The organism is Pseudomonas sp. Sample_11, assembly GCF_004307505.1.
Lineage (GTDB): Bacteria > Pseudomonadota > Gammaproteobacteria > Pseudomonadales > Pseudomonadaceae > Aquipseudomonas > Aquipseudomonas atacamensis.
In genome coordinates, this window is record NZ_RCOD01000009.1 from 25,247 (window position 1) to 38,011 (window position 12,765).

At 55.6% G+C, this 12,765-nt stretch carries 11 protein-coding genes; 4 read left to right on the plus strand and 7 right to left on the minus strand.

What is annotated here, in order from left to right; all coding sequences use genetic code 11:
• Positions 1–6: 6 nt before the first annotated feature.
• Complete coding sequence (locus D8U60_RS02120; protein ID WP_130899374.1) at positions 7–366, plus strand: response regulator; 360 nt, start codon at positions 7–9, stop codon at positions 364–366.
• On the opposite strand, the gene D8U60_RS02125 is transcribed toward D8U60_RS02120, so the two are convergent.
• Complete coding sequence (locus D8U60_RS02125; RefSeq protein WP_130899375.1) at positions 361–1,317, minus strand: fimbrial protein; 957 nt, start codon at positions 1,315–1,317, stop codon at positions 361–363. The two genes, D8U60_RS02120 and D8U60_RS02125, sit on opposite strands and share 6 nt — an antisense overlap.
• 330 nt (positions 1,318–1,647) lie before the next feature.
• Here D8U60_RS02125 and D8U60_RS02130 point away from each other — a divergent pair, with 330 nt between their 5' ends.
• Entirely contained in the window at positions 1,648–2,232 is a 585-nt protein-coding gene (locus D8U60_RS02130) for a hypothetical protein (protein ID WP_016774583.1), read from the plus strand.
• 38 nt (positions 2,233–2,270) lie between these two features.
• Here D8U60_RS02130 and D8U60_RS02135 read toward each other — a convergent pair whose 3' ends face one another.
• The 6 genes from D8U60_RS02135 to D8U60_RS02160 all read right to left on the minus strand — a co-directional run bounded on the left by D8U60_RS02135 (position 2,271) and on the right by D8U60_RS02160 (position 11,005).
• Complete coding sequence (locus D8U60_RS02135; RefSeq protein ID WP_073474635.1) at positions 2,271–3,899, minus strand: methyl-accepting chemotaxis protein; 1,629 nt, start codon at positions 3,897–3,899, stop codon at positions 2,271–2,273.
• A 114-nt stretch (positions 3,900–4,013) separates the two neighbouring features.
• Positions 4,014–4,475 (minus strand): hypothetical protein, encoded by a 462-nt coding sequence (locus tag D8U60_RS02140; protein ID WP_073474637.1) that lies wholly within the window; start codon positions 4,473–4,475, stop codon positions 4,014–4,016.
• A gap of 308 nt (positions 4,476–4,783) precedes the next feature.
• Positions 4,784–5,161 (minus strand): type 1 fimbrial protein, encoded by a 378-nt coding sequence (locus tag D8U60_RS02145; protein ID WP_130899376.1) that lies wholly within the window; start codon positions 5,159–5,161, stop codon positions 4,784–4,786.
• Positions 5,162–5,263: 102 nt separating this feature from the next.
• Positions 5,264–8,836 carry a transporter substrate-binding domain-containing protein gene (locus tag D8U60_RS02150; protein ID WP_225914369.1) on the minus strand — a complete coding sequence of 1,191 codons (3,573 nt, stop codon included), beginning with the start codon at positions 8,834–8,836 and terminating at the stop codon, positions 5,264–5,266.
• A gap of 67 nt (positions 8,837–8,903) precedes the next feature.
• A complete protein-coding gene (locus D8U60_RS02155; RefSeq protein ID WP_016774579.1) occupies positions 8,904–9,611 on the minus strand; it encodes a response regulator transcription factor in 708 nt (235 codons plus the stop codon).
• A gap of 173 nt (positions 9,612–9,784) precedes the next feature.
• Entirely contained in the window at positions 9,785–11,005 is a 1,221-nt protein-coding gene (locus D8U60_RS02160; RefSeq protein ID WP_024012832.1) for an EAL domain-containing response regulator, read from the minus strand.
• 320 nt (positions 11,006–11,325) lie between these two features.
• Here D8U60_RS02160 and D8U60_RS02170 point away from each other — a divergent pair, with 320 nt between their 5' ends.
• Both D8U60_RS02170 and D8U60_RS02175 read left to right on the plus strand, forming a co-directional pair.
• On the plus strand, positions 11,326–11,931 hold the full coding sequence (locus tag D8U60_RS02170; protein ID WP_130899378.1) for a fimbrial protein: 606 nt from the start codon (positions 11,326–11,328) through the stop codon (positions 11,929–11,931).
• Positions 11,932–11,999: 68 nt separating this feature from the next.
• Positions 12,000–12,749, plus strand: a complete 750-nt coding sequence (locus tag D8U60_RS02175; RefSeq protein WP_130899379.1) for a molecular chaperone — start codon at positions 12,000–12,002, stop codon at positions 12,747–12,749.
• Positions 12,750–12,765 lie beyond the last annotated feature (16 nt).

Sequence of the window (12,765 nt, forward strand, 5' to 3'; positions counted from 1 at the left end):
AATAACATGACCACCATCCTGGTAGTCGACGACGAGTATCTGATTGCTGACATTCTTGGCTTTGCGCTAGAGGATGAGGGCTTCATGACTGTGACCGCGAGCAATGGCAAGAAGGCTCTCGAAGTGCTGGAAAGAGAACGTCCAGCCCTGGTCATCACTGACTTCATGATGCCGGTCATGGACGGCCTCGAATTCGCCGAAGCCGTGCGTGCCCAGCCGTCCGTCAAACACTTGCCGATCATTCTCATGAGTGGCGCGCAAGCGCACATCGGCATGCAGCGCTCCGATCTGTTTGATGTGGTAGTGCCCAAGCCGTTTGATATTGTGGTGATTGTGGCTGAGGTAAAGAGGCTGTTGGGCTCATAGATACTCGACGACAAAGGCAATTTCGGCATTGGCATCGCCCGCTCGCATTTGCGCATTGGAAGGCTCGATGCGCACGAAGCGGGCTTGCAAGGAAACGGATGCATTACCGCCGCTCGATGTTGGCGCTTTCATTATGTAATTCTGGTTCAGCTTGAGTATCGTCCTGTCACTGAAGCGCATTTGCAATGCCAGCCCTTTGGCAGTGGAATTACTGTTGAGGTGTACCACGCCGGTATCAGCGCTCCATGCAGGGCTGCCCGCAGTGGGCGAAAAGGAGTACCTGAAGTTATTGATTCCGGGAGGACAGTTTTTCATATCAAGAAAGAAGTATTTCTCCTTGGCATAGTCACCGTTCTGCAAAAAATCGCTCATGGTGTAGCTGCCCATATCCACTTTCACATCAGGTGTTTCACAAGACTGCGAGACGATCCGCGTGCCATTTGTATTCATTGCCAGAGGCTCGATTTCTGCAGCGACGAAGGTCCCAAGTTGGCCTGAGGGTATCGTCGCACTGCCGGAAATAGTTCCCGTCTTTACAAAACGCAAGATGTGCTCAGAACCATTCCAACCCCAACCGCCAGCAGTGTCGGTAGTTCCTGGAAAGCCTTTCCACGCTTTCCCCGATGGCGGTCGGACCCATTGCCAGCCGATTCCGGTATTTCCGATAGGAAAAATCTCCGCGCCCGGCTGAGTAGCGCCGACAGTATTGCGTACACCTTCGTTGTGTACCGCAGAGCACCTGAATGAGCTGGGTATGGCGCCCAGGGTCACGATCGGGCTTTCATAGATAACCGTGCCGTTGGGCGTGTCACGAGGCACCGAGATCGTGGCTGGAAGAACCACCCTGACACTGCCCTTGGAATGGTCGGGATAAAATTCGCAAACTGCAGCCATTGCGTTAAATGGCAGTAAATACAAAAAACCGACAATTAAAACATGGGAAAACTTCATAGCAATCTCTCTGAACTCGCCGTGTTTGCAAACATTTGAATGGCGGACGATTGCGTGAACTATCAGCAGTAAACGCCACCAAAGCGGCAGCAGACGATAATGAAAAAAAGGAGCTTGAGCAAAAGGTTTATTTATTCGCAAACAAGACAATTCTCATGGACCCACAAGAAACTTTAGATAGTCGGTTTAAACAAGAAGCCTTCTGCGAATTCGTTAACAAATGTTAGCCGTTATCGACATACGCAAATAGAGCACAATTTAAGACTCGTCTTAAAGGCCCAGCGAATCGAGGTTATTACACTGTCTACTCTTGATAGGAGAAACGATTCCGTGAGAGCCCTCGATACCCTCAATAGCTCAAAACCCCAGAGCAACGCCGCCATCTACTGCCTGACCATTCTTGCGCTGGCACTGATCGCCATGACTGTGGTCGCCGGCTACCAACTCAATGAACTGTTTCCACTGAAGGCTGTGGTGCAACAACAGGAGGTCCAACTCACCCAACGCGCCGATGCAATCCAGTCGATGAGCGCAGAACTGAAGCGCCTGGCGGAACAGAAACAGGTTTTGGAAACCGACCTGCTTAGCGCAAAGGAACAGGCGAAGGCCGCTGAGCACGCAAAAACCGAACTCGAAAACAATCGACAGGCAGCCCTGACCAGCGCGGCGTTAGAGGATGAAGATTCACTGTGCGCGATCATCGAGCAAAACATCCGACTTGTTGCGGACCAACTCAATCGCGACGATTTCTTCCGCCTGCGTGATGAGCGCGAAGCTGAAGCCGAAGCGGTACTTGAAAGCTATGAAAAACAACTCGCCAGCTGCATTGAGCAGTTGACAGCACAAACCGCATCGCCAGCACAAACTGACTCTGCACCCCATGCGCAAGACTTTGCTGCGCCGATCGAGCGCTGATCAAAAAGCCCTGGTAGCCAGGGCTTTACGTTTACTGATTAAAGTTTGAATTCCTTGGTCAATTTGTTCAGCGACGCAGCCAATTGCGACAGCTCCGCCGATGCGACTGCGGTCTGTTTCGATCCCTCAGCGGTTTCACACGAAAGGTCGCGAATGCTGATCAGGCTGCGATCCACTTCACGCGCAACCTGAGCCTGCTCTTCTGCAGCGGTTGCCATCAGCAGGTTTCGCTCGTTGATGAGATTCAGCGAGCCAGTGATGTCGGTCAGCACTTCGCCGGCGATATTGGCCATTTCGAGCGTTCTCTCGGCCTGAGCGCGGGTGTGGCTCATGGAGGAAACTGCGCGGCTGGTGCCCGACTGAATGGAGCTGACCATGGACTCGATGTCCTCGGTCGACTTCTGAGTACGCTGCGCCAGCCCTCTCACCTCATCGGCAACCACGGCAAAACCGCGACCCGCCTCCCCCGCCCGCGCTGCTTCGATCGCTGCGTTCAAGGCAAGCAGATTGGTTTGTTCGGCAACCTCTCGGATAACGTCCAGCACGCTGCTGATATCGCTCGCCATGGTCGATAGCGCCTGCACCTCAGCCGAGGTGCTGTGCACGCTGGACACCATCAGGTTGATTGCGGCTACCGTGTCGCTGACCTGACTTCGACCGGCAATGGCTGCCGCACTTGATTCCGACGTCAGCTGCGAGGTCGATGCGGCGTTGTCTGCAACCTGCTCCACCGCTGCACTCATTTCAGTGACGGCGGTGGCGGCCATTTCGATTTCATGGCTCTGACGTTGAGTGATACGCGAGATATCTTCAGTGACGCCGTGCATGACCTCCGAGGTCTCGGCCAACTGCGTGGACGAATCACGGATCATGATCAAGGCATCTCGCAGACTGGTTTGCATCGCCGCCAATGACGACAGCATTTGCGCCGCCTCATCGGAGCCATCCAGCGCAATGGTTTCGCTCAGATCATTGGCGGCGATGCATTCCGCCACCCTTAGCGAGCCTGCAATGGGTACCGTCAGGCTGCGGGTATACAACACGGCCAGGGCCAACGAAGCACCGATCGCGATGAGAATGAACACACTGACGATCAACAGCGTGTGCTCATAGACATTGTCGGCCTGCTTGCCCGCCTCATAAGCTTCTATCTCGTTGAGAGCAATCAACTTCTTGAGCGCGACCTGTACGCCATCCGACGCCGCACGCATCTGATTCCTGGACAGCGCAATGGCCGCTTCAAGCTGCCCGTTCGCCACTGTTTCAAGGTATTGGTCCTGCGCCTGATCGTTGACCTTCTGTGCTTTGGCAAACTCCTCGAACGCCTCGCGCCCGGCGTCAGTCGCCAGCAGGTCAATGAGCGCACGCTGATGATTTTTGATCATCTGACGCGACTGCTGGATGTCAATCAGGGCCTGCGCTTTGCGCTCACTCGTTTCAATGGGATTGCGCAAGCGAGCGTTGTTGCCCTTGATTTCGACGAACTCTCGATCGAGTTGGCCGAGCAGCTTGATACTCGGCACGATCGTCGTCTCGACGTACGTTTCTGCCTTGTTGAGCAAGTCGACTTGCTGCAGAGCGATCAATCCGATCGCGATAATCATGAGACAGAACAAGCCGAAACACAGCGCCGAACGCGGCGCGAGATTGAGTTTACGAAGCAGCATGATGCCTTACCTTAGAGTGTATTCAAGACAATGGGGTAAACGAGTGGGCAGCAGAGCGGCGCTGCGGTATAGCGCCTCGGCGCATACCTGGATCAACGCGGGAAGGTGCGGTAGCTAGCGGTTGGCGCACGGAGAGAGTGTGGAGTTGGTCGAGGCCGGCTCCGCAATTTCCTTGAGCGCCGGGTCGGCCAGCATCAGAAAATCTGCCAGTCGCGGCAGATTGATTTTCGAGACCAGGCGCATCCAGCGTTGCGGATGCGGGTTGAAGAAGGTCTTCGACCACTGGTGATCATCGTTGGGATTGAAAATCAGCAGATGACGAATCAGCGGGTTTTCCCCGAAAAAGTCGAGCGGATCCATCGCCATTTCGCTGAGCAACTCAGCATTGACGACGACCAGGCTCAACCGTTGAGGGCAGTAATACGTCAGTATTTTCAGGTCACGATAAGTGCAAACGTTCAAGACGCTGAGACAGCCCAGCTTGTTGAACTGCTGTTCGATTGACTGACCTCTGCGCACATCGCTATCGGCGATCAGGATCCGCAAGGATCTACTGCGGTTATTTTCAAGAAACATCGGACACCTTTGGCAGCTCCATTCTTCCTTTCAAGAAAATAACCAAGGGCCAATCTGCCTGATATGAGACTTGTCTCAAAAATGAACGCAGGGATAGCTGATAAAAAGCCACACCTTGACGACAGCCCACGCGATCGGCGCATGGTCTGGCTCAGAAAGTGTTGAAGGAGGGATTTTGCAACGCAGGGGAGTCGCGACAAGCCAGAAGCGCGGGACGGTTCTGTGCGAACCAGACAATTCTCATTATTAACGCCCCTTTTTGTCAGTAACCTTGAAACAAGGGGCGCAGACTCATTCTTTCCAAGCCATCAAGGCAGCGTCATCGTCACTACGTAATTACCGCTCGTTATCTGGTGACCCTTGTTGTCCGTGAGCAGCAAGCGCTGGTCGTAATAATCGTCCTGCTCATGAGTATCGGCAATCACCTTCACAAACACCTGCTGGCGCGACTCACCTCGCCCTGCCGCACTGACGTTGTTCACGGTAAAAATCTGCCCGGTGCTTGCCTGGGGGCAATCAAGCAACTCGACAGAAGAATGGCTGGCGCCACTGACAATGCAACTTGCCTCGACAATTCGACCGCTGAAGCGAATCACTCCGCTGACCGGCGCAGACTGGGCTGCGCTGACGGCGTCAAAACCGAGCAGGCAAAGGCAGGCAATCAATAAAGGACGTCGAATGATCATCGCGAAACTCCATGGTTATTAACCAAGGTATCGCCCGCTGCAAAATGATCTTTAACGTCAGCTTCAATGCAAGGCCAGTCGGATGGTCATGAGCCGATACGTTTACAGCTCGATCCGTTTGATTTTCTTGATCAGATCAGCCTGTGCATGCTCCAGCTTCAATGCACTGCGATTGAGGTCCAGCGGATCGATAACAGGCGCCTCGCACTCGGCCTCAAGCTCGTTACATGCCTCAATGACCTGATGCTCGGCAACAATGCGCGCCGCCCCCTTGATGCGGTGCGCCAGGTCAGCCAACAGCCCGGGATCGCTTTCGGGTATTAGCGAATGCAACTCCTCCAGATCCTTTTCGCAACTCGACAGCGCCTCGCGCAGAAGTTCTTTCATCATGTCGAGATCGCCTCCGGTGAGCTCGTCAAGACGCTCGCGAATCGAACCCAGCTCCTTGATAGTCGCCGCAGGCGGGCTTTCAAATGGCTGGGTTTCAACAGTTTTTTCCCAGCCTGCAAGCATGATCGACAAGGTGCCGAGACTGATCGGTTTGAACAGGCAATCATCCATCCCGGCCTCCCGGCATTTCACTTTTTCTTCCGGCTGCGCGTTGGCCGTGAAGCCCAGTACGATGCACGGCGATCCACCACTTTCGCGTTCGTCCTGGCGAATGGTGCGGGCCAGCTCATAGCCGTTCATGACCGGCATGTTGCAGTCCGTGATCACAATGTCGAACGGCTCCGAGCGCCACAGCGCCAATGCCTGGGCACCGTCGGCGGCATCACGCACCGCCTGGCCAAGGAAACTCAGCTGCTGCGTCAACAGCAGGCGGTTGGCGCTCTGGTCATCGACTACGAGAATCCTGAGTGTCGGTACCGGTTTGTCCTGAACGACCGAAACAGGCAGCACTTTGCCGCCAAGCGGGCTGAGAATATTGAAGAACAGCGACACTTCCAGGCAGGTGCCTTTGCCAAGCGTACTGGTAATGTTCAGCCGCCCGCCCATCAATTCGCACAATGAACGGGAGATCGCCAGTCCCAGACCGGTGCCGCCTCTGCTGGAGGGACCATGATTGGCTTGGGAAAACGGCTGGAACAGATTCTGCAGATCGGCGCTGGAAATGCCGATACCGGTGTCCTCGACCTTGAGGTCGACCTGTAAGCGTTCGTCAGCGAGACGTTGGCCGCGAATCGAGACGCTGACATGACCGGTGTCGGTAAACTTGATCGCGTTGCCCACCAGGTTCGAGAGCACCTGCTGGAAGCGCATCGGATCAACCAATACGTCACAGCCGACAGTGGCGTCGATGTCGAGCTTCAGCACCAGACTCTTCTGCCTGGCCAAGCCGTCGAACACCCGCGCCACGGATTCGACCAATTCGCGCAGGTTGGCACGTTTCGGCGAAAGGCTGACATGGCCCGATTCGATGCGTACCACATCGAGGATATCGCCGATCAGTTCCAGCAGACCTTTTGCCGAGTCGTATGCCACTTCAATCGCCGGCCGATCGAAGTGTCCCTGCTCGGCACGCTTGAGGGTAAGTTCGAGCATGCCGATCACGGCGCTCATCGGCGTACGGATTTCGTGGCTCATGGTCGCCAGGAAGGTGGTTTTGGCGCGGCTCGACTCGTCAGCCAGCTCTTTCGCCGAACGCAACTCCTCGATCAGTTCACGGCGTTCGCTGATATCGATCCAGCCGCAGATCACGCCTCTGACTTCACCCGCCGTGTCATGATACGGCTGGATCCAGTGGTAAATGATCAGCCGCGTATCACCGACATGCAGCGTGCGATCCACCTCGTAAGGTTCGTCCTGCTCGATGACGCGCAGGTAGTCGTCGTGAAATTGCAACGCCTCCTGACGATTGCGCTTGCCGCTTTCGAGCACGGTCTTGCCGATCACGTCCTTTTCCAGCAGGCCAAATGTTTGCAGATAATTATTATTGCAGGTGACAAGCCGACCTTCACGATCACGTACGTAGATGGGATGCGGCGTGCCGTTGATCAACGCGCCCATGAACTTCAACTGATCGCCCAGCAAGCGCTCTGCCCGGCTGCGTTCGCGGATCTGCCGGCGAATATAGAAATTCCAAGCCAGCGATCCCAGGATAATCAGGAACGCGCCAGCGCTGATCTGGTAGATCAGCGCCTTGTAATCGCGCCACGACAAACCCGAAAACGCTGCAATGGGACGCCACCTGTTGAGGATTACGTCCAGCTCATCCGGCGGAATGCTCAGCAACGCCTTGTTCAGAATGCTGACCAGTTCGGTATCGGCACGCCGCGCGGCGAAAGCGAGGAAGCCTTTGTTCATGCCGACGATGTTGGAGATACGCAAGCTGTCGCTGTAGATGTGGGCGATGTAGTAGCGCGCACTGTGCAACGTGGTAATCATCGCGTCCGCTCGACCGTCCTTCACGTCAGCCAAGGCGCCCAGAACTGTTTCGTTATCAACGATCTCGATGTCGGGGTAGTCCTTGAGCAGCTCACGCTCAGCCGAACTTTCGGGCACTGCGACGCGCTTGCCGCGCAGCTCCTGCAGGCTTGAAGGCGCGCCTGCGTCCTTGGTGGTGACGATCACAAAGGGGCTGGCAAGGAACGGATGAGTGAAACGCATGCCGACTTCCCGCGAGACCGTTGGTGTCAGCAGAGAAATATCCGCGCTGCCATCCAGCAGACGCGTGCTCAGACTGGAAAAGCTGTCGGTGCGCTCGACATTGATCTGCAAGCCGGTACGCCGCTGGATGAGCTCGAGCAGATCAGCGCCGATCCCGCCAAAGTTGCCGTCACCATCAAAGAATGCAAACGGTGCCTGATCGTCATTGATCACGAACCGCGCGACCGGATGCAGCTCAAGCCAACGTGCTTCGCCGGGTGTCAGGTCAATGCGTTTGGGCGTCAGCGCCCCGCCGCCACCCGACCAGCGCTTGGTAATTTCGGCAATCTTCGCATCACCCAGCGACTCGAGGGTCGAATCGATCAGACGCAGCAATTGGTCGTTGCCCCGGCGCAAGGCAAAGCTGAAACCGCTGGTTTGGGTTTTGACGAAAGAGTGCAGCCGCACATAGTTGAAGTAGTTGAGGTTGATCAGGTAATTGCTCGACACCGTATCGCCGAGAAACAGGTCGACCTTGCCAAAAGCCAGCGCAGCCAGTGCCAACTCGTTCGATGGAAAAAGCACGAATTCGGCGTTGGGGTATAACGCGTGTAATTGACTGGAAGGCAGATAATCGTCGGCAACCGCAATACGCAAACCGGCCAGATTGGCCGGCATCGGTCGTCGATCATCGCCGCGCATGAACATCGCCGGCACGTCTTCGACATAAGGTTTGCTGAGCGTGACGAGGCCATCGATCAATTCGAAACTGTTGGAACTGCCCAACATGTCAATGTCACCGCGCTCAAGTGCGGCCATGGCGTCACGCCGGTCAGGGTAAGCCTTGACGGTAATCTCAACATGCAGTGCCTGACCGATAATGCAGGCGATATCGGCGGCAATCCCCTCATAGCGCGTACCGCTGGCGGTCATGACATAAGGCGGGAAATCCGGAAGCGCAGAACCCAATATCAGGCTGCGCTTTTGCCGCAGCCAACTCCAGTCTTCATTGGCCAGATCGACTTGCAGCTCCTTGCAGTCCGAGCGACCGAACACCTGCAAGGTGCGCGGCTCTGCTGCCAATAACACACCACTACTGAATACGAAAAGCACACTGATTAGCAAAACACCGCGCAACAGATGAAACATAAGCGTGTTATCCCTGGTTGTCGGCTGTCAGGCTGTGCTGCAACTTGAACAGCTCTGCGTCACCACGAATGCCAAGCTTTTTGAAAGCGGCCTGTTTTTGCCCACTGATGGTTTTGCGACTGCGCGAGAACTTCAAGGCAATCTGCGTCACCCCCATCCCCTCGAGACAACAGCGCAAGACTTCTTTCTCTTTAGGTGACAGCAGAGGATTACTGAGGAAATCGTCGCTGTGCGCCGCGCTCTCGTCTTTGGCACCGGCGGGTTCTTCGATCGATGCTGGCAACACGTCAAGCTCAAAGGCCATGGTGGGAGACAGGTACAACTGGCCGGACGCTGCACAGCGAATGGCAGTAATCAGGTCATCGACCGACTGTGACTTGCCGAAGAATCCACTGACGCCCGCCCCGACCGCCATGTTCACCACTGCCGGGCGCTCTTCTGAGGAAGAGACGAGGATGCGCATGCCCGGATATTGCTTGCGCAGCAGGCGGATCAGATTGAGCCCGTCCAGCTCCCCATCGTGCAGTTTGTAATCGAGTATCAGCAGGTCGATGTCGATTTCGCGCAATCCGGCGAGCAACTGCGCGCTGCTGCCATACACACCTACGACACTGAACTCGGCTTCGCGCGTCAGCCGCGACTTCATCGCCAGACGTATGAGCGAGTGATCATCAAGGATGGCAACGCGTAACGGATTCACGACTGACCAATGCATGAACAGCTCCATGATGAAGAGTGTTGGAGGACCATCAGCACTTGGCAACCGCAGCAAATCCCGGGCATCACCGAAGCATTCAGGTGCATCTGATTGATTTCTCGGCACATGATGAGTGTTTTAAAGGCGTGACGAAATAGGGCTTTGTCCCAAAAGTCAGAATGCCGCTTGCATCAACGATCGGATGTGCCTATTGCGCGGCGCCAGGATGACTTCTGACCCTCGAAACGCCAGTCGACCAAATGCGCCCAATTCATCGGGCGAGCATAGAAGAAGCCCTGCCCCCACTGACAACCAAGCCGCGCCAGATGCTGAACCTGATCTGCGGTTTCAATACCCTCTGCCACCACGCGCATGTCCAATTCCCGCGCCAGGGCCAACGCCCCGTGGATGACCGCGCTGTAGCGCGCCTGATGGAAATTCTGCACGAAGCCGGCGTCGAGTTTGATTTCGTTGAACGGCATCTGGCACAGCCGCTCAAGTGAAGAATAGCCGACACCGAAATCATCGATTGCCAGACTGAAGCCGAGCATGCGCAGACGCACCATGTTTTCCATGCTGATCTCGGGCATCTGCAGCAGGCCGGTTTCCGTGAGCTCGAAAATGAGCCCAGCTGGCGAGGCGCCATGGATGCGCAACAGCGCCTTGATCCGGTCGACAAGATTCGGATTGGCCATCTGCGTCACGTCGAGATTGAACGCCAGCTTGAACGGCTTGCCGTGAGACTGGACGAAGCGCTGCAGACTCAAGCCTTGCGTGAGCAGGCTGAAAAACATTTCATCGAGCAGCCCGCAGCGCTCGATCGTCGGCAAGAACATGCCTGGCGAGAGCAAGCCGCGACTGGGGCTCTGCCATCGCACCAGCACCTCGGCGCCATCCACCTCACCACTGCGCAGATGAAACTTGGGCTGGAAATAGGCGCGAAATTCCTGACGGCGTATCGCTTCGAGCACTTCGTTCTCCGAAGGCTGATCGAGATGACTTTCCACCACTTTGGCATCGCCCGGAGTGTGCGGCCGATAACGCGCCAACAACGGCCCCAGCACATCGACCATCAGAGGCTTGCCGACACTGCCAAGCAATTCCAGCCCCTGCAACGTGACAATCCGGTCAACCGTGCGCAACAAGTCTTCAGGCAGTGAACTGCAGATGATCACTGCACGAATCAAACCGGCCTCTCTCGCCAGGCGCAAGAACGTCAAACCATCCATCCCGGCCATGCTCAAGTCACACAATGCAACGTCCACGCCTCCAGCCTGGGATATCACAGCCAGCGCATCCTTGCCGTCAGCCGCCTGAAAGATATTTTTGTACCCCAGACTATTAAGCGCACTGACTGCCGCCGTGCGCTGAAAGGCGTGATCTTCCAAGACCAATATACGAAGCGTGTTCACAAACCTGGAACCTCTTTCTATCAGTCGTTAATAGCGAAAGTTTGAATAATCTTTCAAGCAGGACGCCCGCTCACAAACTTTGCGTTGACTGAGAATTTCTGCATCCGCGAATACTAGCCAGACAAAGACCGCACGACTTTGAGAATTGTCTCATTTGGTTCGCTGCACCATTACCGCAAATATGAATACGCCACTGCCATATTACTGACTGGCTCGCACCTTTATCGCTTTAAGACAAATCCCAAAGACCCGCCACCACCGCACACCTAATATGGCCTGGCATTTCAATGCAGCACTTCACAATAACTTCGGATATAAACATGAAAAAGTTCGCTTTCGCAGTACTCACTCTTTCCGTACTGGCTGCCTCCACTGGCGCAGTGGCTGAAGAAGAAGCGGCCAAAGCTGTCAAGGGCGGCAGCGGTCAAATCAGCTTCACCGGCGTTATCAATAACGACGCTTGCTCGGTAGATGGCGCTTCGGGCAGCGACAAGATGATTGCCGTGGACATGGGCAGCGTGTCGATCAAAGACATGGGCACCGACTCTGCTCCGGGCGCCGGTCGTGTGGCCGCCAACGATTTCAACCTGAAAGTGAACTGCAACGCTGGCACCAAGGTTTCGATGCTGTTCAAACCAACCGTAAACGGCGGTTCGGGCCTGGTTGATGGCAAGAAAGTTCTCAAGCTGCAGGGTGCAGACGCGGCCAAAGGCGTTGGTATCGCACTGCTGGACAGCAATGGCCAGTTGATCGACCTGAGCTCCGAAGCCACTGCCAAAGTGCAGACCAACCTGACTGGCGACGCAACCACAGGCGGTGACGGCACCCTGTCGTTCGCAGCCGCTTACGTCACCACCGGCGACAAGACCACCGCTACTGCCGGTACCGGTAACGCCACTCTGCCGTTCGTTCTCGAATACGAATAAGCAGCCCGCAATACCTGGACGGGGCCGCTGTGCCTCGTCCTTCCCGACCAGATTAATCGGTGAAATCTATGTTAAGTCGCTACTTTCCGCTTTGCCTGGGGCTTGCCGGGGTGTTGATGACGCACTCGGCATTCGCCAGCATCTCCTTGAGCTCCACCCGGGTTATCTTCGATGGCGCGCACAAAGAGGCGAATGTCACCGTGCGCAACGGCGGACAAACCATTCTGGCGCAATCGTGGCTGGATGCCGGCGACACGGCTGGCAGCGCACCGCCTTTCGCAGTTACTCCACCACTGGCCAAACTTGAGCCCAATCAACAGCAATTACTGAGGATTCTTTATGAAGGCCGCGGCATGCCTGCGGACAAGGAGTCGGTGGTATGGCTGAACGTGCAGGAAATCCCCCAGGCCAGTGCTGCCGATGTCAACACGCTGCAATTGGCGGTACGTCAGCGTATCAAGGTCTTCTTCCGCCCGGACGGACTCACCGGTGATGCCGCAAAGGCACCGGAGCAACTTGCATGGCAATTGGTCACTCAGGCTGGCAAGTCGGTGCTGAAAGTAAAAAACCAAAGCAACTACCACGTGTCGCTGGCGGATCTGAAAGTCGTTGCAGGGAAAAAAGCGGAATTGGTAATTGATTCGACAATGATCGTTCCAGGGGAAGTTCGCTCATTCAATCTGAAAGATCTGCCAGCTGGCACTTCGCATTTGAGTTTTTCAGCAATTAACGATTACGGCGCACAACAACGATTCGATGCACCACTAAGCGTTGCCGAAAGCCATGCCGAGCGCGTGAAAGATGCCTCCGCCCAGTAAATCCCCCGTCCCACCC